This window comes from Pseudomonas sp. 20-5, assembly GCF_056782835.1.
Genome location: NZ_CM165584.1, coordinates 4591813 through 4613010 on the forward strand (window position 1 = coordinate 4591813; position 21198 = coordinate 4613010).

The window sequence follows — 21198 nt, forward strand, 5'->3', positions numbered from 1 at the left end:
AGCCATAAATTGCCAATTCCTTCTCCTTCAATGGCTTGGCCGCTACGACTCGCCTCGACTGCTACCCCGTGTCGCACCTTGGCTGTGCGTGGCGTTTCCTCTCGCCCCAATTATGCGCAGGCGCGCATCACCGAAGTGTTACCGCCGCCCCATTCCCGGCGCGAGCCCATTCGAAACGCCCTCCTCCTCGGCCCGCGCCAAATGAAAGACCCCGCGCGGCTCGCACCGCGCGGGGTCGTTTCGGATCAGGCGGAAGTCAGGCGGCCTGCATCGAGCGATGGGTCTCGATCAGGTGCTGGACCACGCCCGGGTCGGCAAGGGTGGAGATGTCGCCGAGGGTGTCGTACTCGGCCGCGGCGATCTTGCGCAGGATGCGCCGCATGATCTTGCCCGAACGGGTCTTCGGCAGTCCCGGCGCCCACTGGATCACATCCGGCGTGGCGATCGGACCGATCTCGCGGCGAACCCATTGCTTCAGCTCCTGGCGCAGCGCCTCGCTCGGCTCGACCCCGGAGTTGAGGGTGACGTAGACATAGATGCCCTGCCCCTTGATGTCGTGCTGCATGCCGACCACCGCCGCCTCGGCGACCTTCGGGTGGGCGACCATCGCGCTTTCCACCTCGGCGGTGCCCATGCGGTGGCCGGAGACGTTGAGCACGTCGTCGACCCGCCCGGTGATCCAGTAGTAGCCGTCCTCGTCGCGGCGCGCGCCGTCGCCGGTGAAGTACATGCCCTTGAAGGTCTTGAAGTAGGTGTCGACGAAGCGGTCATGGTCGCCGAACAGGGTCCGCGCCTGGCCCGGCCAGGAGTCGAGGATCACCAGGTTGCCCTCGGCGGCGCCCTCGATCAGGTTGCCGAGGTTGTCCACCAGCGCCGGGACCACGCCGAAGAACGGCTTGGCCGCGGAGCCCGGCTTCATCGCGTGGGCGCCCGGCAGCGGGGTCATCAGGCAGGCGCCGGTCTCGGTCTGCCACCAGGTGTCGACGATCGGGCAGCGCGACTGGCCGACGGTCTCGTAGTACCACTGCCAGGCTTCCGGGTTGATCGGCTCGCCCACCGAACCGAGCAGACGCAGGCTGGAACCGTCGGCACCGGCCACCGCCGCCTTGCCTTCGGCCATCATCGCGCGGATCGCGGTCGGCGCGGTGTAGAGGATGTTGACCTTGTGCTTGTCGATGATTTTCGCCACGCGGGTCACGTCGGGGTAGTTCGGCACGCCCTCGAACAGAATGGTGGTGGCGCCGTTGGCCAACGGGCCATAGACGATGTAGGTGTGGCCGGTGACCCAGCCGATGTCGGCGGTGCACCAGTAGACTTCGCCCGGACGGTAGTCGAAGACCCGCTCGTGGGTCAGCGAGGCGTACACCAGGTAGCCGCCGGTGGTATGCAGCACGCCCTTCGGCTTGCCGGTGGAGCCGGAGGTGTAGAGGATGAACAGCGGGTCCTCGGCGCCCATTTCCTTGGGTGCGCAAGTGCTGCCGGCAACCTTCATCAGGTCGTCGTACCAGACGTCGCGGTGCTGGTTCCACTTGATCTCCGCACCGGTACGCTTGCAGACGATGATCTTCTGCACGCTGGAGGTTTCCGGGTTGGTCAGGGCGTCGTCGACATTGGCCTTCAGCGGAGTGCGCTTGCCGCCGCGCACGCCTTCGTCGGCGGTGATCACCACCTTCGACTTGCAATCGATGATGCGCCCGGCCAGGGCCTCGGGGGAGAAGCCGCCGAAGACCACCGAGTGGATCGCGCCGATGCGGGTGCAGGCGAGCATGGCGACCACGGCCTCGGGGATCATCGGCATGTAGATGGTCACTACGTCGCCGCGGTGCACGTCCTGCCCGCGCAGGGCGTTGGCGAACTTGCAGACCTGCTCGTGGAGCTGGCGGTAGGTGATTTCCTGGTGGTCGGCGGGATCGTCGCCTTCCCAGATGATCGCCACCTGGTCGCCGCGTTCGGCGAGGTGACGGTCGAGGCAGTTGTGCGACACGTTGAGGGTGCCGTCGGCGAACCACTTGATGTCCACGTGATGGTCGTCGAAGGAGGTCTGCTTGACCTTCTCGAACGGCTTGATCCAGTCGATCCGCTGGGCCTGCTCGCGCCAGAAGCCGTCGGGGTTGACGACGGACTGCTGGTACATCGTCTTGTAGGTGGCTTCGTCGGTGAAGGTCCGTGCCACCGCTTCCGGGTGCACGGGGTACAGGGATGCCGCAGACATGGCTTTAACCTCGGTACGTGAGTGTTGTTTTTGTTGTGCCCAGTTGTAGCGAGCGCACACCCCACGAACCATACGACCATGGTCTTACCACTGCGCGACAGCGCCGATAGTAGCTATAAGCCGCGCCGATCGTAGCCTTGCGCCAGCGGCGGAGCGCGTCCCGCGCCCCGCCGCCGCGACCTCAGCTCATGCCCAGCAGGCCCGGCAGCCACAGCGAGATCAACGGCACGTAGGTCACCAGGATCAGGAACAGCAGCAGGATCATCAGCCACGGCAGCGCCGCGCGGATGGTCGCCCCCAGCGGCATGCCGGTGACCGCCGAAGTGACGAACAGGTTGAGGCCGACCGGCGGGTGTACCAGGCCGATCTCCATGTTCACCACCATGACGATGCCCAGGTGGATCGGGTCGATGCCCAGCTTCATGGCGATGGGGAAGAAGATCGGCGCCAGGATCAGCACGATCGCCGAGGGCTCCATGAAGCTGCCGGCGACCAGCAGCACCACGTTGACCATCAGCAGGAAGCCGATCGGGGTCAGGCCTTCCTGCACCACCCATTCGGTGATCTGCTGGGGGATCTGCTCGGTGGTCAACACGTGGGCGAAGAGCATGGCATTGGCGATGATGAACATCAGCATGATGCTCAGCCGCCCCGACTCCAGCAGCACCTTGGGACAGTCGCGCAGGCGCATGTCCTTGTACACGAACAGCGCGACGAAGGCCGAATACACCGCCGCCACCGCCGCCGCCTCGGTGGGGGTGAACAGCCCGGAATAGATGCCGCCGAGGATGATCACCAGCAACAACAGGCCCCAGCCTGCACGGCGTGCGGCGGCCAGCCACTCGCGGAAGCTGGCGCGCGGCTGCGCCGGCAGCTTCTTGACCCGCGCGACGATGTAGATCACCACCATCAGGATCACCCCGAGCAGCAGCCCCGGAACCACCCCGGCGACGAACAGCTTGCCCACCGAGGTCTCGGTGGCGGCGGCGTAGACCACCATCACGATCGATGGCGGGATGAGGATGCCCAGAGTCCCGGCATTGCAGATGATCCCCGCGCCGAAGGCGCGCGGATAGCCGGAGCGGACCATGCCGGCCACAGCGATCGAGCCGACCGCCGCCACTGTCGCCGGCGACGAACCGGACAGCGCGGCGAACAGCATGCAGGCAAGCACCGCAGCGATCGCCAGGCCGCCGCGGATATGCCCGACGCAGGCATTGGCGAAGTCGATCAGGCGCCGCGCCACGCCACCGGTGGTCATGAACGCGCCGGAGAGCAGGAAGAACGGGATCGCCAGCAGGGTGTAGGCCTCGGAGGTCTCGAACAGCTTGATCGCCAGCGAGCGCACCGAATCCGGGCTGAACAGCAGGATCGTCAGGGCGCCGGACAGCCCCAGGGAGATGGCGATGGGCACGCCGATGAACATGAACAGGAACAGCAGCAGGAACAGGATCAGCACGGTCATGGACGGTTCTCCCCGGCCTCTTCGCCGGCCAGTTTGGAGGCCTCGGCGGCCTCGTCGGCGAGGCCCAGCCCGAGCTGGCGACCGCGCAACAGGTTGACGAGGATTTCCAGGTAGCGCAGCAGCACCAGGCCGAAGCCGACCGGCACCACCACCGCGATGTAGGCCTGGAGGATGCCGAAGTGGTCGAGGTCCTCGGCGCCGATGCCGGCGACGAACAGGGTCTTCACCCAGTCGTAGCTGGCGACCATGAACAGCCCGGCGTAGCCCAGGCAGCAGAGGCAGGCGAGTATCCCGATCAGGCGCTGCAAGGGACGCGGCGCCAGGCGCACCAGGGCATCCACCCCGAGGTGGCCGGCGGTGCGTACGCCGTAGGCGATGCCGAGGAAGATCAGCCAGCCGAACAGCGCCTTGGTCAGCGCGTTGCTCCAGGACATATCCTGGGCTACCCCGAGGATCGCGTCGCCCATCGAGTACAGCGGAGCCCGCAGTGTCGGCAGGCGGTCGCCGAGGTCGTAGAACAGGGTGAAGACGTTGGTCATCACCACATAGAGGAAGGTCACCAGCGTCATCGCCGCCAGCAGGAAGGCGATAGCGCCCTCCTCGAAGCGGTTCCAGACGCGCACGAGTCGATTCATCGCAGCGTTCTCCACAATGCCCCGCCCGGCCGGGCGGGGCCGGACGGGTCAATCGGGACGGTTGGAAGCTTCGGCGGCCTGGAGCAGATCGGCACCGACATTGCCGCGGAATTTCTGCCATACCGGCTGCATCGCCTGGCGCCAGTCGGCGCGCTGCTGCGGGCTCAGGGTATGGATCTCGCTGGCGCCACTGGCGAGGATGCGCTGGCGGGCGTCGCGGTTGAGGCGCTCGGCCTCGAGGTTCACCTGCACGGTGACCTCGTCCATGATCCGCTGCAGTTCTTCGCGGATGTCCGCCGGAAGGCCATTCCAGAACTTCGCGTTGGTGATCACCATGTAGTCCACCAAGCCGTGGTTGGACTCGGTGAAATACTTCTGTACCTCGTTGACCTTCTGGCTCTCGTAGTTCGACCAGGTGTTCTCGGTGCCATTCACCACGCCGGTCTGCAAGCCCTGGTAGACCTCGGCGAAGGACATCTTCCGGGAGATCGCGCGGAGCTGGCGGAACTGCTCGTTGAGCACGTCGGACGCCTGCACGCGGAATTTCAGCCCGCGCGCGTCTTCCGGCTCCAGCAACGGGCGATTGGCGGAGAGCTGCTTCATCCCGTTGTGCCAGTAGGCCAGGCCGAGGATGCCCTTGCCCTGCATGCTGGTCAGCAAGGCGCGCCCCTGCGGGCTGCGCTGGAAGCGGTCGACCGCCTGGATGTCGTCGAAGAGGAACGGCAGGTCGAAGATCTGCACCTTGCGCGTGTACTGCTCGAACTTGGCCAGGGACGGCGCCAGCATCTGCACGTCGCCCAGCAGCAGCGCCTCCATTTCCTTGCCGTCGCCGAACAGCGACGAGTTGGGATAGACGTCTACCTCGACCCGGCCGCCCAGGCGCTGTTCGACGAGTTTCTTGAACAGCAGCGCGCCCTGGCCTTTGGGCGTGTTTTCCGCGACCACGTGGGAGAACTTGATGACGATCGGCTGCGCGGCATTCGCCAGGCAGGAGCCACCGATCGCCAGGGCGCACAACAGCGCCCGTACCATCGTCTTGAACATTTCGTGACCTCAGATTGTTGTTGTGCTTTCGAGGTATCGACGAGCCTGACGCAGCCGGCGCGTTCGGAGAATTCGCCATTGCTCAAGCCCGCGTTCGCGTCTGTCGAACGCGTTCAGCCACCCTCCCCGGCCCGCTCCAGCAGGCGTCGCGCGCGCCCCAGCACCGGCGCGTCGACCATCTCGCCGTCGACCACGAAGACGCCGGCACCGGAGGCGCCGGCCTCTGCCACCCGACGCGCCCACTCCAGTTCCGCGGGACTCGGCATCAATGTCTGGTGGATCGGCTCGACCTGGCTCGGATGGATGCACAGCAACCCGCCGAAGCCCATGTCGCGAGCGAAGCGCACTGCCTCGACCAGTCCGGCACGGTTCTGGATCGCCGGATAGACGCCGTCCAGCGGCGGCGCCAGGCCTGCCAGGCGCGTTTGCAGGAGCAGTGCGTAACGGGCGTGACCGAGAATCTGTTCGGCTGCGTTGCTGCCGCTGTTGAGATCGAGGTCCAGGGCCAGGTCGAGGCTGCCGAAGGACAGCCGCTCGACCCCCGCGGCGGCGGCGATCTCGCCCAGCGCGGCAAGGCCGCGGGCACTCTCGACGATGGGCCAGACCGGCTTGCCGCTGGCCACGGCGGCGTGGCGCACCTGGGCGGCGCTCTCCACTTTCGGCAGGAGCAGGCCGATCACTCCGGCGTGGTCGCGGCACAGCGCCAGGTCGTCGGCATGCCCGGGATGCTCCGCCGCGTTGATCCGCACCAGCACCCGGGCTTCCGGCGTATCGACGAGGAAACGCCGGAGATTGGCCCGCGCCTCGACCTTCAGCCCCTCCTCCACCGCATCCTCGAGGTCGACGATGACCCGGTCGGCGCCGCTGGCAAGGGCCTTGGGGATCCGCTCCGGGCGGGTCGCCGGGACGAACAGCGCGCTGCGCACGATCTGTCGGTTCATGTCCGCCTCCTCATACCGTTCCGGTCGCGCGCAGGCGCTGGATATCGGCCGCGGTACAGCCCAGTTCGGCAAGCAGCGCGTCGCTGTCGCCGCCCAGCGCCGGCACCGCATCCATGCGCGGAACGAAGGCGCTGCTGCTGGCCGGCGGCAACAACGCCGGCAGGCGCCCGGCCGGGCTGTCGATGGAGGTCCAGCGTTGCCGCGCCTGTAACTGCGGGTGCGCCCAGACCCCGGCCATGTCGTTGACGTGGGCGCTGGCGATCTGCGCCTGTTCCAGGCGCGCCACCACCTCGGCGGCCGGCAAGGCGGCGAAGGCTTCGACGATCAGCGCACGCAGCTCCTCGCGGTTGGCCGAGCGCTTGAAGTTCGCCGAGAAGCGTTCGTCGTCGGCCAGTTCCGGGCGGCGCAGGACCTTGTCGCAGAAGGCCCGCCACTCGCGCTCGTTCTGCAGGCCGAGCATCACCGTGCCGCCGTCGCCGGCGGGGAATGGCCCATAGGGGTAGATGGTCGAGTGCGAAGCGCCGGCGCGCGGCGGCGGCGGCGCGTCCTGGTAGGCGTAGTACATCGGGTAGCCCATCCACTCCACCAGGCTCTCCAGCATCGACACGTCGATGCGGCTGCCCTCGCCGGTGCGCTCGCGCAGCAGCAGGGCCGAAAGGATGCTGCTGTAGGCGTACATGCCGGCGGCGATATCGGCGATCGAACAGCCGGCCTTGGCCATCTCGTTCGGCCCGGCGCCGCCGGTCACCGAAAGGAAGCCGCCCTCGCTCTGGATCAGCAGGTCGTAGGCCTTCTTCTTCTCGTAGGGACCGCCTTCGCCGTAGCCGGAGATATCGCAGACGATCAGTCGCGGGAAGCGCTCGCGCAACGCCTCGTAGGACAGGCCCAGGCGCGCGGCGGCGCCCGGCGCGAGGTTCTGCACCAGCACGTCGGCGCCGGCCAGCAGCTTCTCCAGCAACGGCAGCGCCTCGGCCTGCTTGAGGTCGAGGCTGAGGCTCTGCTTGGAACGATTGGTCCAGACGAAGTGCGACGACAGGCCGTTGACCCGCTCGTCGTAACCGCGGGCGAAATCGCCGACGCCGGGGCGTTCGATCTTGATCACCCGCGCGCCGAGATCGGCCAGTTGGCGGGTGCAGAACGGCGCGGCGATGGCGTGCTCCAGGCTGACCACGGTGATGCCGTCGAGCGGGCGCGGTCGGTGGGATTGTGTCATGGGTCGGACTCCCTGCCCTCGTCCGTCGAAGACGAGGTGCGGCTGGTTCGGTTGATCAGATCAGCGGCGCTACGGAAGGCGCCTGGCGCAGGCCCCAGGCGCGCTGGATAAGGATTTCCGCCTCGGCGTCGGTGGCCGCGCCGGAGAACGCCAGCAGGCGGCGGAACTTGTCGGCCAGTTCGTCGCGGCTGAGGGTATTGCCGGGATCGCCCTTGGGTTCGTCGATGGCGGCGGTATGGCGCCGCCCTTCGCGATCCAGTACTTCGACCCGCCCGAGCCAGCGCTGCGGATAGGCGGCGTCGACCTCCGGGTCCAGGCGCATCTCGACCCGCTCGCGGAACGCTGCGACCCGCGGGTCGCTCAGCGCATGCCGATGGAACTCGCCGAGGCCGGCCTTGCCGTACACGGCGATCAGGCCCAGCACGGTGCCCATGGAGAACTTCGCCTGGTGCACGGTCTGCGGCTCGACCACCCGGCCGAGCACGTCGATGGCGCCCTGGTGGACCCGCGCGGTGACCGCGGCGATCTGCGAGTGATCGAGCCCTTCGCGCTGCATCAGCGCCAGCAGCGCGTCGGCCGCGGGATGGGTATGGCGGCACGAGGCGTGGAACTTGAACGAGGTTTCCAGCAACGCCCAGCGGCTGCCGAGGCGATCCACCAGGCGCTCGGGGTCGGCGTCGCTGGACATCCCGGCGGCCATCCCCTGCTCGCCTTCGAGGATGTGTCGCGCGCCGCTCAGGCCGTCGGCGGTGAGATAGGCGGCGAGCAGCCCGTCGGCGGCGGCCTTGGCGGTATGCAACTGCTTGGAATCGGCGGCGTCGCGGAGGAACTCCCAGAGCCCGGCGGCCTGGGTTCCGGCGCTGCCGAGCAGGTCGACGAAGCGCTCGCGGTCGAAGTCCATCAGCTTGCCCACCGCCACTGCCGCGGCGAGGGTGCCGACCGTGGCAGTGGTATGGAACACCCGGTAGTGGGAACGGCCGAGGAATTCGCCGATGCGGATGCCGGCCTCGTAGCCGGCCACCGCCGCGAGGATCAGCTCGGCGCCGCTGCGGCCGAGGTCCTGGGCCGCGGCCAGGGCAGCAGGGAAGACCACCGCCGCGGGGTGCAGCACCGAGCTGTTGTGCAGGTCGTCCTGCTCCACCACGTGGGAAGCCGCGCCGTTCACCAGGGCGGCGAAATACGGCGAGCTGCGCCGCCGGCTGGGCAGGATCTGCGCGCTACCGTCGGCCGGGCCCATGCGTTCGGCGTAGCGCTCGAACAATGGGATCGGATGCTGGCCCTTGCCGGCCAGCGCCGAGCCGAGCCAGTCGAGGAACAATTCTTCCATCCGCGCCAGCACCGCCGGCGGCAGGTCCTGGTAGCGCAGGCCGGCGAGAAAGCCGGCGAGTTGCTGGGTGTAGTCGGTCATGACCAACGCTCTCTTGTAGTTGTCCCGAGGCACGCGGCCTACAGCGGGTTGCTCAGTTCGATCAGGTTCAGGTCGGGGTCGCGCAGGTACAGCGAGAGGATCGGCCCGCCGGCGCCGGTGCGCTGCACCGGGCCCTCGAGGATTTCCACGGCCTGCTGGCGCAGTTGCTCGGCCACCGCCTCGAGTGGCGTGGCGACGATGAAACAGAGGTCGGCGGACCCTGGCGTAGGTCGCTCGGCCTTGGGTTCGAATTCGCCCCCGGCCTGGTGCAGGTTGATCTTCTGCGCACCGAAGGCGAGGGCCTTGCGACCCGCGCCGAAGGTAACGGCGCGCATGCCCAGCACGCGGGTGTAGAAATCGATGCTGGCGTCGATGTCGCGGACGGTGAGCACCAGGTGGTCGAGACGGTCGATCTGCATGGGCGGCTCCCGCTTCAGAACGAGCGCGGCAGTTCGAGCAGGTGCTCGGCCACGTAGGACAGGATCAGGTTGGTGGAGATCGGCGCCACCTGGTACAGGCGGGTCTCGCGGAACTTGCGCTCGACGTCGTACTCGCAGGCGAAGCCGAAGCCGCCGTGGGTCTGCAGGCAGGCGTTGGCCGCCTCCCAGGAAGCTTTCGCCGCCAGGTACTTGGCCATGTTCGCGCTGGCCCCGGCGTTGAGCCCGGCGTCGTACTCCTGGCAGGCGCGCCAGCGCATCAGGTCGGCGGCCTCCACTTCGATGTGCGCCTCGGCGATGGGGAACTGCACGCCCTGGTTCTGCCCTATCGGCCGGCCGAAGACCACGCGGTCGCGGGCATAGTGGCTGGCCTTGTCGATGAACCAGCGGCCGTCGCCGATGCATTCGGCGGCGATCAGGGTGCGCTCGGCATTGAGGCCGTCGAGGATGTAGCGGAAGCCCTTGCCTTCCTCGCCGATCAGGCTATCGGCGGGGATCTCCAGGTTGTCGAAGAACAGCTCGTTGGTCTCGTGGTTGACCATGTTGGCGATCGGCTGCACGGTCAGGCCCTTGCCGATGGCCTCGCGCAGGTCGACGAGGAAGATCGACATGCCTTCGGACTTGCGCTTCACCTCGGCCAGCGGCGTGGTGCGCGCCAGCAGGATCATCAGGTCGGAGTGCTGGATCCGCGAGATCCACACCTTCTGCCCGTTGATCACATAGCGGTCGCCCTTGCGCACGGCGGTGGTCTTGATCTTGGTGGTATCGGTGCCGGTGGTCGGCTCGGTCACCCCCATCGACTGCAGGCGCAGCTCGCCGCTGGCCAGCTTCGGCAGGTAGAAGCGCTTCTGCGCCTCGCTGCCGTTACGCAGCAACGTGAACATGTTGTACATCTGCCCGTGCACGGTGCCGGAGTTGCCGCCGCAGCGGTTGACTTCCTCCAGGATCACCGAGGCCTCGGCCAGGCCCAGACCGGAACCGCCGTACTCCTCCGGGATCATCGCCGAGAGCCAGCCGGCGTCGGTCAGGGCCTTGACGAAGGCCTCGGGAAAACCGCGCTGCTCATCGATGCGGCGCCAGTAGGCGGCGTCGAATTCGGCGCAGAGGGCACGTACGCCCTCGCGGATCGCGTTCAGCTCTTCGCTGTTCGGATTCATCGGTGACTCCTCGATTCTTGTCGTTGGATGGGCGCTGGGGCCCTTTCAGTCGAATTCCACGTCGCCGCGCTGGGCCAGGCCGGCGCCATTGCCGACCCATACCTCGGCCTTGCCGGCAGCGAGCAGGCGGCCGCCGACCTCGAACGGCTCGGGACAGATCAGCGGGCGCAGGCCGCGATAGGCGAAGCGACGCAGGCGCGCCTGCGGATTGGCCCGGCAGAACGCGCGCAGGGCCAGGGTGGCGATCAGCGGACCGTGCACCACCAGGCCCGGATAGCCTTCGGCATCGGTGACATAGGGCCAGTCGTAGTGAATGCGGTGGCCGTTGAAAGTCACCGCCGAGTAGCGGAACAGCAACACCGGATCGGGCTCCAGCGCCTCGCGCCAGTCGCCCTCGGGCAAGGCCTCGGTACCGCCGAGCTTGGGCGGGGTCGGTTCGCGGTAGACGATGTCGTGCTCTTCGCTCAGCGCCAGTTGGCCGTCCTGGCGGTAGTCGTGGCGCAGGGTGACGAACAGCAGCGCGCCGCTGCGACCGTGCTTCTCCTCGACCCGGAGGATGGTCGAGGTGCGGCTGGCCTCGCCGCCGACCCGCAGCGGCTGGTGGAACTCCAGGCGCCCGCCGGCCCACATGCGGTTGCGATCGTCCGCCGGCGGCAGGAAACCGCCGCGCGCCGGGTGGCCGTCGACGCCGAGGCCGGCGGCCTCCACCGGGTCCTGGAAGAACGCCCAGTGCCAGAGCGGCGGCAGCGCTTCGCCGTGGGCCGGGGTCGGCTCGCCGAAGGTGGCGGCGATGCGCTTGACCAGGTTGCGGCTCAATTGATCGTGGGTTTCTTCCTGGCGACCGATCCAGGGGGCGAAAGCGGACTCACTCATGCGTGGCTTCCCATGACCTAGGGGGTGATGGGAGGAGAATGATAGGATGCTAGCGTTTTGAGAATTTGCAATTACGCAATGGCGCGTTCGGATTTGCCGAACGCCATGGAGTGCCCATGCATTTCGATCTCGCCGACCTGCGCCTGTTCATCCATATCGCCGAGTCGCCCAGCCTGACCCAGGGCGCGCGCCGCGCCTTCCTTTCCCCGGCCGCCGCCAGCGCGCGGGTCAAGGCGCTCGAAGGCCAGCTTGGCAGCCGCCTGCTGTATCGCGACAGCCGCGGCGTCGAACTGACCCCGGCGGGCCAGCGCCTGCTACAGCACGCGCGGCTGATCATGCGCCAGGTGGAATACCTGAAGAGCGAGTTCACCGAGTACGGCAGCGACGCCGCCGGGCATATCCGCATCTTCGCCAATACCACCGCGGTCACCGAATTCCTTCCGGAAATCCTCGCCGGCTTCCTCGCCGCTCGTCCCGGGGTCACCGTCGACCTGCAGGAACGCCTCAGCCGCGACATTGTCCGCGGCGTGCTGGACGGCTCCACCGACCTCGGCATCATCGCCGGGCCGGTGGCGGCCAGTGGCCTGCAGGTCCTGCATTTCAGCACCGACCGCCTGGTGATGGCGGTGCCCCAGGGCCATCCGCTGGCCGGACAGGCCAGGGTACGCCTGCGCGACACCCTGCAGTTCCAGCATATCGGCCTGCCCGAGGGCACCACCCTGCACGCCTTCCTGTACGAACGGGTGGAGCAGATGGGCGAGCAGCTATCGCTGCGCATCCAGGTCTCCAGCTTCGAGGCGATCTGCCGGATGATCGAGGGCCGCGTCGGCATCGGCGTGATCCCGCAGTCCGCCGCGCGCCGCCACAGCCGGACGATGAAGCTGGCGACCATCGAACTCGACGAGCCCTGGGCGATCCGCGAGCGCAGCCTGCTGGTACGCGACCTGGAAGCACTGCCGAGTTGCCTGCGGGCGTTGATCGAGGAGTTGCAGAGGGTGGGAGACAGCCTATAGGGCGGATAACGCCCCTGGCGTTGTCCGCGGGGCTCCGGAGAATCGGCGGACAACCGCCAGGCGGTTATCCGCCCTACGACTCCCGACAAGCCGGGGTGCGATCGTCGCGAAGGGCGCCGCCCACCACTCCCGCTCAGTTCGCCAACCCACCGCTCTCCGCCAGGCTGTGCTCGTCCGCGGCGAGCATCGCCGGCATGTGCTCGCGGAGGAACTCGACCCAGGTGCGGATCTTCGCATCCAGGTACTGCCGCGAGGGGTAGAGGGCGTAGACGTTGAGATGGAACAGGCTATAGCGCGGCAACACCCGCACCAGGCTGCCGTCCTTCAGGCCGTTGACCGCCGCGTACACCGGCAGCGCGCCGATACCCATGCCGGAGACCACCGCCTCGGTCATGGCGTCGGCGGTGTTGACCTGGAAATGCGTCTGGTTGATGCAGGCCAGTTCCTGGCCGTCGGGCCCGTCGAACAGCCAGCGGTCCAGCGACATCACCGAGTTCACCAGGCGCAGGCAACGGTGCGCGGACAGCTCCGCCGGCAGCTTGGGGAAGCCGTGCGCGGCAATGTAGCCCGGCGAGGCGCAGAGGATGCTGTAGGTCTGGCCGATGCACTTGGAGACGAAACCGGAGTCCGGCAGTTCGGGGGCTATCACCACGGAAATGTCGTAGCCCTCGTCGAGAATGTCGGTGATCCGGTTGGCCAGGGTCAGGTCGAAGCCAACCTCCGGGTAGGTCTCGCAATATTGCGAGATGGCCTTGATCAGGTAGTGCTGGCCGATGCCGGTCATCGCGTGGACCTTCAGCGTGCCCGACGGCCGCGCATGGGCGTCGCCCGCCTCGGCCTCGGCCTCCTCGATGTAGGCGAGTATCTGCTGGGCGCGCATCAGGTAGCGCTGCCCGGCTTCGGTCAGCGCGATGCGCCGGGTGGTGCGATGCAGCAGGCGGGTCTGCAGGTGGGCCTCCAGCTTGGCCACCGCACGGGAGACATAGGCGGTCGTCAGGTCCAGGCGCTGGGCGGCGGCAGTGAAACTGCCGGTCTCCGCGACGCTGACGAACGCGCGCATATTGAACAGGATATCCATCACGGCCCTCTAGGCTCTGACGCTTATGGCGCGTCTCTTTTCCACGCAACCCGGAGGACACCCCAAGGCGGCGCAGATTCTGTCACGAGTCAACCCACCTATTATTGCCTTTTGTGACAAAAATTTTTCACCTATCCGAGCTCTTATCCGCAAGCGCGGGCGCTCCTAGAATTCCCAGCCGTTTCGGCCTCCCCTCGCCGTCGTTCAGGATTCGCAGCAGTGCCCCGCGCCACCCGGAAAGGTCTCCCCCTGGTTCCACCGGCTCCCCTCGCGTTCTTTCCCAGCCCCGACGAATTGCGCCGCGCCCTGCTCGAATGGGCGCGTAGCGACGGCGTCGCCTGGGTCTTCGTGTTCAAGGCCCTGCTCACCGCCAGCCTCGCCCTGTGGCTGGCCTATCGCCTGGAGCTGCCGCAGCCGAGCACGGTGCTGGTGACGGTCTTCATCGTCATGCAGACGCAGAGCGGGCAGGTCCTGGCCAAGAGCTTCTACCGCATCGTCGGAACCCTGATCGGCCTCAGCGTGATGGTCACTCTGATCGCCCTGTTCGCCCAGGAGCGCGTGCTGTTCCTCGCCTGCCTGGCGCTCTGGGTCGGCCTGTGCACCGCCGGCGCCGCGCGCTACCGCGATTTCCGCGGCTACGCCTGCGTACTCGCCGGCTACACCGCGACCATGATCGGGATTCCAGCCACCGCGCACCCGGAAGGCGCTTTCATGGCGGCGCTGTGGCGGGTCCTGGAAATATCCCTGGGCATCCTCTGCACCGGTACCGTCAGCGCCATCTTCCTGCCGCAGACCAGCGGCGCCGCCCTGCGCAACACACTCTACGGGCGCTTCCGCGACTTCGCCGGGTTCGCCGCCGAAGGCCTGCAGGGCAGCCTCGACGGCGAGCGCTTCGGCGAGCTCAGCGCGCGCTTCGTCGCCCAGTCCGTGGGCCTGGAAAACCTGCGCAGCGCCACTACTTTCGAAGATCCGCACATGCGCCTGCGCAGCGGCCGGCTGATTCGCCTGAACAACGAATTCATGGTCATGACCAGTCGCTTCCACGGCCTCCACCGCCTGCTCGAACGCCTGCGCGGGCGCGGGGCGCAGAATGTCCTGGAGGTCCTGGCGCCCTGCCTGGCGGAGCTTGCCGGGCTGCTCGCGCCGATTCGCGAACGGACGCCCACCGACGCCGACGCCGCGCGCCTGGCCGAACGCATCGAGGCCTACAAGCCGGAACTGATGCAGAACATCCGCCAGGCCCGCCAGCGCCTGGTGGAGCAGCGCCCCGGCGAGAACGACCTGCTGGATTTCAACACCGCTGCCGAACTGGCCTTCCGTTTCACCGACGACCTGCACAACTACGCCCTGACCCACGCTTCCCTGGCCGAACACCACCATGCCCGCGAGCAATGGAAGGAAAGCTTCGTCGCCCGCGCCAACCCGGTCGCCGCGCTGGTCGCCGGAGCGCGCAGCGCGCTGATGATCGGCCTGCTCGGCACGTTCTGGATCCAGACCTCCTGGCCCCACGGCGGCACCTTCGCCCTCACCGCGGTACTGATCTCGGCGCTCTCCTCGACCTCGCCGAATCCCGGCCGGTTGTCGCTGCAACTCACCCTCGGGACCCTCGCCGGGGCCTGCATCGGGCTGTTCGTGCTGCTCTACCTGCTACCCCACGTGGACGGTTTCCCGATGCTGCTCTGCTGCCTGCTGCCGGTCTTCGCGGTCGGCGCCCTGCTGCTCTGGCGGCCGCAGTGGAACGGCTACGGCGTCGGCCTGCTGGTGTGGTTCTGCTTCGCCTCGCTGCCGGCCAACATGGCGCGCTACGACGCCCTGGCCTTCTTCAACGAATACCTGGCACTACTCTTGTCGATGGTCCTCGCCACGGTCGCCGCCATGGTGATCCTGCCGCCGAACCGGCCGTGGATGTGGAAGCGCCTGGAGCACGACCTGCGCGAGCGGGTGGTGTTCGCCATCAGCGGCAAGAGCAAGGGCCTGGTCTCCGGTTTCGAAAGCGGCACCCGCGACCTGCTGAACCAGGCCTACACCTTCTCCGCCGGCCGCCCGGACGTGCAACGCCGGTTGCTGGGCTGGATGTTCCTGGTGCTGGAGGTCGGCCAGGCGATCATTGAGCTGCGCCTCGAACAGCAACGCCTGCCCCAGGAGCCCTGCTACGCCGAACGCACCGCCTGGCGCCGGGCGATCCGCCTGATGGGCCGGGCGCTGATCCGGCTGTTCCTGCAACCCGGGCCGAGCAACCGCCAGCGCGCTCTGCACGCGGTGAACCAGGCGATCATGGCGGTACGGGCGGCGCCGGAGCCGCGCGCACCGCAGTTCGATACCTCGCCGCTGCGACGGGTGCTCAGCTACCTGCACTTCATTCGCAGCGCCCTGCTCGACCCGCAATCGCCCCTGGGCCAGGAAAGAAACCCGTGAGCCGGTCGCAAAGCCGCGGCGCAGAAGGCCACAGGGATATTGTTACCGATCCGTACAAGGTTCTTGTCTTGACTGAGTCTATATGTCGCAGCCTATCCCAACTTACAATAAACCCAACAGCCGAAGTTAACTCCCGTTGAACTTCGACTCCGCAACTTGATTGCAGACTTACTTACCCAGCCTTGTTTATCGAGTTGCCCCGGTGACCTGTCCGCCTGTCTTCCGACGGCAGATCGTACCCACTCAGAAACTACTCAGGTAAATAGTAATGAAGGCTTTCGCCCTGATGGCCCTGTTCGCCTGCTCGCCGCTGGTGATGGCGGCTGGCGCCCAGGATCAACCTGCCAGCCAGCAGGAAAACGCTGTTGAAGAATATGCCTATGGCATGCAACTGGATGTGGCTCGCGTTATATCTTCAACCGACACTTCCAATGCCTGCGGCATCGTTCCCGCACGCATGACCTACGAAGATTCGAACGGCCAGAAACATACCGTCGAATATCAGGTCTGGGGCAACGGCTGCACTGGCGGCTAAACTCTGCTCGACCTCCGGGTCGACCTCCGAAGGATCGCGCCACGAGGGGCAGCTCGCCCATCCGGCGCGATCATTGTGTACTCGGCGGCGACAATCCCGCCTCTCGGCGAACATCCTGGCCGTCCTCCCCACGCCTCATCGTGCTGCCGCCCTTTCACAAGGGCCGACGCCTCCACCGTTTCTTTCCCAGCCTGCAACAAACCGGCAAGCATGCCGCTCAGCCCTCGCCTTGCCCCACGCCATGCTGGCGCAGCTTGTTCGCCGCCGTGGTATGCGAAACGCCGAGGCGCTTGCCCAACTGGCGGCTGCTCGGATGTTCGCGGAACAGGCGCTCCAGCACCGCCTTCTCGAAGCGCCCGACGATGGCGTCGAGGTCTCCTTCCAGGGAAAAATCCCCCAGCGGCTGCGGCGCGCCGTAGTCCGGCAGGCGGATGTGCTCGGCCTTGACCGTTCCCCCTTCGCACAGCGAAACCGCCTGGAACAGCACGTTTTCCAATTGCCGCACGTTGCCCGGCCAGTGGTAGCGTTCGAGACGTTCCAGCGCCTGCGCGGAAAGCTTCGGCAGGCCGCAGCCGATCTGCCGGCTGGCCTGGTCGAGGAAATGCTCGGCGAGCGGCGCCAGGCCATCCAGGCACTCGCGCAGCGGCGGGATGTGCAGCGAGAGCACATTGAGACGGTGATAGAGGTCCTGGCGGAATTCGCCCTTGGCGCAGAGTTCGGACAGGTCTACCTGGGTGGCGCAGATCACCCGCACGTCCAGGTACACCTCCTCGTCGCTGCCGACCCGGCGGAAACAGCCGTCCTGCAGGAAGCGCAACAGCTTGGCCTGCAGGCGCGGGCTCATCTCGCCGACGCCGTCGAGGAACAGCGTGCCGCCGGCGGTAAGCTCCAGCAGGCCGAGCTTGCCCTCCGGGCGGGCGCCCTCGAAGGCTCCCGGACCATAGCCGAACAGCTCGGTCTCGGCCATGGATTCCGGCAGGCCGGCGCAGTTCAACGCCATGAACGGCGACTGCCCGCGCGGGCTGGCCAGGTGGCAGGCGCGCGCCAGCAGCTCCTTGCCGGTGCCGGTCTCGCCCTCGATCAGCAGCGGCGCGTCCAACGGCGCCATGCGCCGCGCCTCGCGGACCACCGCGGCCATTACCCGCGAACTCTGGAAGATACTGTCGAAGCCACGCAGCTCCTGCTTGCGCACATGGTAGATGCGCTCGCCGACGCGATCCGCGCGATGCAGGGTCAGCACCGCTCCAGCCAGCGCCTCGCTCTCGTCGTGCTCGGATTGCAGCGGCGCGATGTCGGCGAGGAACACGTCGCCCTTCACCTTCACCCGCAGCCCGTTGATCCGCGCCTTGTTGGCGCGCACCAGTTCGGGCAGGTCGAGGTCCTCCACATAGCGCGACAGCGGAATCCCCGGCACCTCGTCGACGCGCACGCCGAGCAACTGCGCGGCGGCACGGTTGGCGGCGACGATCTGCCCGCCCATGTCCACCGAGAGCACCGGGAAGTCCAGGGCGGCGAGCAGCGCGTTGAGTTCCAGGTGCCGGCGCTCGCTGGGCATCAGGCCGACGCGCTTGACCCCGAAGACCCCCGGCACCGCCTCCAGCTTGGGCCGCAACGACTGCAACTGGAGGTTGATCATGTTCGGACAGAGCAGGTAGATGGCGTTGCCCTGGTCGCCGCCGACTTCGCCGCGATTGACGTTGATGCCGTAGTCGACCAGCAGGTTGAGGATGTCGCGGAGGATGCCTACACGGTTCTGGCAGTGCACTTTGATACGCATGGCGTGGCCCGGTGTTGTCGTTCTGATGGGCTCGCGGCCGGTTTTTTAACTCCCGGCCGGAAATTTCCGTCAAGAATATGTGACAGTTAGACTCACCAGCAACAATGCCTGACCCAATGAACAGGCGACCCAGGCCAATTCGTAAGGAAAACTTTACGAAAACGCCGATTCCTCCCCGTTGCCCGGTCCCTATCCGGGGCTGCACGGACCGTCCCGACGCGGTATCGATAAGGCAACGACAACAACAAAGACCCCGCGGCCACAAGCCGCTCATGGAGTCCGTATGAAAACGACGCAGTACGTGGCCCGCCAGCCCGACGACAACGGTTTCATCCACTATCCGGAAACCGAGCACCAGGTCTGGAATACCCTGATCACCCGGCAACTGAAGGTGATCGAAGGCCGCGCCTGTCAGGAATACCTCGACGGCATCGAACAGCTCGGCCTGCCCCACGACCGGATCCCCCAGCTCGACGAGATCAACAGGGTTCTCCAGGCCACCACCGGCTGGCGCGTGGCGCGGGTTCCGGCGCTGATTCCGTTCCAGACCTTCTTCGAACTGCTGGCCAGCCAGCAATTCCCCGTCGCCACCTTCATCCGCACCCCGGAAGAACTGGACTACCTGCAGGAGCCGGACATCTTCCACGAGATCTTCGGCCACTGCCCACTGCTGACCAACCCCTGGTTCGCCGAGTTCACCCATACCTACGGCAAGCTCGGCCTCAAGGCGAGCAAGGAGGAACGCGTGTTCCTCGCCCGCCTGTACTGGATGACCATCGAGTTCGGCCTGGTCGAGACCGACCAGGGCAAGCGCATCTACGGCGGCGGCATCCTCTCCTCGCCGAAGGAGACCGTCTACAGCCTCTCCGACGAGCCGCTGCACCAGGCCTTCAATCCGCTGGAGGCGATGCGCACGCCCTACCGCATCGACATCCTGCAACCGCTCTATTTCGTCCTGCCCGACCTCAAGCGCCTGTTCCAACTGGCCCAGGAAGACATCATGGCGCTGGTCCACGAGGCCATGCGCCTGGGCCTGCACGCGCCGCTGTTCCCGCCCAAGCAGGCGGCCTGACGAGAAACGCCGCCGCCGCGGCTGACCCCGCGGCGGCCTTGTACTATGGTGGACGGGCACGGCCCGTCCGCCGCTCCCACATGCGACAACCAAGGACTCCCACCATGACCGCACTCACCCAAGCCCATTGCGAAGCCTGCCGCGCAGACGCCCCGCACGTCAGCGACGAAGAACTACCCGTGCTGCTGCGGCAGATCCCGGATTGGAACATCGAAGTCCGCGACGGCATCATGCAACTGGAGAAGGTCTACCTGTTCAAGAACTTCAAGCATGCCCTGGCCTTCACCAATGCCGTCGGCGAGATATCCGAGGCCGAAGGCCACCATCCGGGCCTGCTGACCGAGTGGGGCAAAGTCACCGTGACCTGGTGGAGCCACTCGATCAAGGGCCTGCACCGCAACGACTTCATCATGGCGGCGCGCACCGACGAGGTAGCGAAAACCGCCGAGGGGCGCAAATGAGTCATTTCGCCAAGGTCGCCCGCGTACCGGGCGACCCGATCCTGGGCCTGCTCGACGCCTACCGCAACGATCCGCGCGCGGACAAGCTGGACCTCGGCGTCGGTGTCTACAAGGATGCCCAGGGCCTGACCCCGATCCTGCGCTCGGTGAAACTCGCCGAGCAGCGCCTGGTCGAGCAGGAAACCACCAAGAGCTACGTCGGCGGCCACGGCGATGCGCTGTTCGCCGCGCGCCTGGCGGAACTGGCGCTCGGCGCCGCCTCGCCGCTGTTGCTGGAGCAACGCGCCGACGCCACCCAGACGCCCGGCGGCACCGGCGCCTTGCGCCTGGCCGGCGACTTCATCGCCCATTGCCTGCCCGGCCGCGGCATCTGGCTGAGCGACCCGACCTGGCCGATCCACGAGACCCTGTTCGCCGCCGCCGGCCTGAAGGTTTCCCACTACCCCTACGTCAGCGCCGACAACCGCCTGGATGTCGAGGCGATGCTTGCTGGCCTGGAGCGCATTCCCCAGGGAGACGTGGTGCTGCTGCATGCCTGCTGCCACAACCCGACCGGTTTCGACCTGAGCCACGACGACTGGCGCAGGGTGCTCGACGTGGTGCGTCGCCGCGAGCTGCTGCCGCTGATCGACTTCGCCTACCAGGGCTTCGGCGACGGTCTCGAGGAAGACGCCTGGGCGGTACGCCTGTTCGCCGGCGAACTGCCGGAGGTGCTGGTCACCAGTTCCTGCTCGAAGAACTTCGGCCTGTACCGCGACCGCGTCGGTGCGCTGATCGTCTGCGCGCAGAACGCCGAGAAGCTCACCGACCTGCGTAGCCAACTGGCCTTCCTCGCCCGCAACCTCTGGTCGACCCCGCCGGCGCATGGTGCCGAGGTGGTCGCGGCGATCCTCGGCGACAGCGAGTTGAAGGGACTCTGGCAGGAAGAGGTCGAAGGCATGCGCTCGCGCATCGCCAGCCTGCGCATCGGCCTGGTCGAAGCCCTGGCGCCGCACGGCCTGGCCGAGCGCTTCGCCCATGTCGGCGCGCAACGCGGGATGTTTTCCTATACCGGACTGAGCCCGCAGCAGGTCGCTCGGCTGCGCGACGAGCACGCCGTTTACCTGGTCTCCAGCGGCCGGGCCAACGTCGCCGGTCTCGACGCGCGCCGCCTCGACCGCCTGGCGCAAGCCATCGCCCAGGTCTGCGCGGACTGAACCCTCACGGTTACCCTGAGCCGGCTGTGATGGCCGGCTTTTTTTCGCCCCAGCGAATGCCGCACACTCCCGCCGAGGCGGCGGATAACCGCGTTGCGGTTATTCGCCCTACCGCACCACGACCATGCGGGCGTAGGGCGAATAACGCCACAGGCGTTATCCGCCGAACCTCTCTGAACCGGGCCAACCATAAGTCAGCACTTTCAAAGCCCTACGTGCTTTTCCTACAAAAGAGCATAAAATGCTCAACTATGGGCACCAGTTCA

At 67.0% G+C, this 21198-nt stretch carries 18 protein-coding genes; 6 read left to right on the top strand and 12 right to left on the bottom strand.

Translation table 11 applies throughout. The features are described from left to right. Window positions 1–256 precede the first annotated feature (256 nt). The 10 genes from acs to AC1RB9_RS21265 all read right to left on the bottom strand — a co-directional run bounded on the left by acs (window position 257) and on the right by AC1RB9_RS21265 (window position 11385). Window positions 257–2212 carry an acetate--CoA ligase gene (gene acs, locus AC1RB9_RS21220; protein WP_003110260.1) on the bottom strand — a complete coding sequence of 652 codons (1956 nt, stop codon included), beginning with the start codon at window positions 2210–2212 and terminating at the stop codon, window positions 257–259. A 181-nt stretch (window positions 2213–2393) separates the two neighbouring features. Further along, the gene (gene dctM / locus AC1RB9_RS21225; protein WP_003085927.1) at window positions 2394–3677 is read right to left on the bottom strand and encodes a C4-dicarboxylate TRAP transporter large permease protein DctM; all 1284 of its coding nucleotides are present in this window, start codon (window positions 3675–3677) and stop codon (window positions 2394–2396) included. Further along, window positions 3674–4312 (bottom strand): TRAP transporter small permease, encoded by a 639-nt coding sequence (locus tag AC1RB9_RS21230; protein ID WP_003114245.1) that lies wholly within the window; start codon window positions 4310–4312, stop codon window positions 3674–3676. The genes dctM and AC1RB9_RS21230 overlap by 4 nt, the downstream gene beginning before the upstream one ends. Before the next feature lie 48 nt (window positions 4313–4360). After that, window positions 4361–5356, bottom strand: a complete 996-nt coding sequence (locus AC1RB9_RS21235; RefSeq protein WP_003114244.1) for a TRAP transporter substrate-binding protein — start codon at window positions 5354–5356, stop codon at window positions 4361–4363. Between the two features lie 113 nt (window positions 5357–5469). After that, window positions 5470–6297, bottom strand: coding sequence for an HpcH/HpaI aldolase/citrate lyase family protein (locus AC1RB9_RS21240; protein WP_003085920.1), 828 nt, complete (start codon window positions 6295–6297; stop codon window positions 5470–5472). A gap of 10 nt (window positions 6298–6307) precedes the next feature. Further along, window positions 6308–7510, bottom strand: coding sequence for a CaiB/BaiF CoA transferase family protein (locus tag AC1RB9_RS21245; RefSeq protein WP_003085918.1), 1203 nt, complete (start codon window positions 7508–7510; stop codon window positions 6308–6310). A gap of 55 nt (window positions 7511–7565) precedes the next feature. Beyond that, window positions 7566–8918: an MmgE/PrpD family protein gene (locus AC1RB9_RS21250; RefSeq protein ID WP_003085916.1), complete on the bottom strand. Its 1353-nt coding sequence runs from the start codon at window positions 8916–8918 to the stop codon at window positions 7566–7568. Between the two features lie 38 nt (window positions 8919–8956). After that, window positions 8957–9337 (bottom strand): VOC family protein, encoded by a 381-nt coding sequence (locus AC1RB9_RS21255; protein ID WP_003085915.1) that lies wholly within the window; start codon window positions 9335–9337, stop codon window positions 8957–8959. 14 nt (window positions 9338–9351) lie between these two features. Beyond that, a complete protein-coding gene (locus AC1RB9_RS21260) occupies window positions 9352–10512 on the bottom strand; it encodes an acyl-CoA dehydrogenase family protein (RefSeq protein ID WP_003085913.1) in 1161 nt (386 codons plus the stop codon). Between the two features lie 45 nt (window positions 10513–10557). Further along, window positions 10558–11385, bottom strand: coding sequence for an HTD2 family dehydratase (locus AC1RB9_RS21265; RefSeq protein WP_003085910.1), 828 nt, complete (start codon window positions 11383–11385; stop codon window positions 10558–10560). 116 nt (window positions 11386–11501) lie between these two features. Here AC1RB9_RS21265 and AC1RB9_RS21270 point away from each other — a divergent pair, with 116 nt between their 5' ends. Continuing rightward, the gene (locus AC1RB9_RS21270; protein WP_003454550.1) at window positions 11502–12398 is read left to right on the top strand and encodes a LysR family transcriptional regulator; all 897 of its coding nucleotides are present in this window, start codon (window positions 11502–11504) and stop codon (window positions 12396–12398) included. A gap of 133 nt (window positions 12399–12531) precedes the next feature. On the opposite strand, the gene AC1RB9_RS21275 is transcribed toward AC1RB9_RS21270, so the two are convergent. Beyond that, window positions 12532–13476 carry a LysR family transcriptional regulator gene (locus tag AC1RB9_RS21275; protein WP_003105984.1) on the bottom strand — a complete coding sequence of 315 codons (945 nt, stop codon included), beginning with the start codon at window positions 13474–13476 and terminating at the stop codon, window positions 12532–12534. Window positions 13477–13695: 219 nt separating this feature from the next. Here AC1RB9_RS21275 and AC1RB9_RS21280 point away from each other — a divergent pair, with 219 nt between their 5' ends. Next, window positions 13696–15891, top strand: coding sequence for an FUSC family protein (locus AC1RB9_RS21280; RefSeq protein ID WP_003123248.1), 2196 nt, complete (start codon window positions 13696–13698; stop codon window positions 15889–15891). A gap of 268 nt (window positions 15892–16159) precedes the next feature. Beyond that, window positions 16160–16426 (top strand): DUF2790 domain-containing protein, encoded by a 267-nt coding sequence (locus AC1RB9_RS21285; protein WP_003085904.1) that lies wholly within the window; start codon window positions 16160–16162, stop codon window positions 16424–16426. 217 nt (window positions 16427–16643) lie between these two features. Here the strand turns inward: AC1RB9_RS21285 and AC1RB9_RS21290 are convergent, their stop codons facing one another. After that, the gene (locus AC1RB9_RS21290; protein ID WP_003105980.1) at window positions 16644–18203 is read right to left on the bottom strand and encodes a sigma-54-dependent phenylalanine hydroxylase transcriptional regulator PhhR; all 1560 of its coding nucleotides are present in this window, start codon (window positions 18201–18203) and stop codon (window positions 16644–16646) included. 283 nt (window positions 18204–18486) lie between these two features. On the opposite strand from AC1RB9_RS21290, the gene phhA reads away from it, so the two are divergent. From phhA to AC1RB9_RS21305, 3 genes are all read left to right on the top strand, one after another. Next, window positions 18487–19275 (top strand): phenylalanine 4-monooxygenase, encoded by a 789-nt coding sequence (gene phhA / locus AC1RB9_RS21295; RefSeq protein WP_003105977.1) that lies wholly within the window; start codon window positions 18487–18489, stop codon window positions 19273–19275. A 104-nt stretch (window positions 19276–19379) separates the two neighbouring features. After that, complete coding sequence (locus AC1RB9_RS21300) at window positions 19380–19736, top strand: 4a-hydroxytetrahydrobiopterin dehydratase (RefSeq protein ID WP_003085898.1); 357 nt, start codon at window positions 19380–19382, stop codon at window positions 19734–19736. Then, a complete protein-coding gene (locus AC1RB9_RS21305) occupies window positions 19733–20932 on the top strand; it encodes an amino acid aminotransferase (RefSeq protein ID WP_003114240.1) in 1200 nt (399 codons plus the stop codon). Before AC1RB9_RS21300 ends, AC1RB9_RS21305 begins: the two co-directional genes overlap by 4 nt. Window positions 20933–21198: the final 266 nt, after the last annotated feature.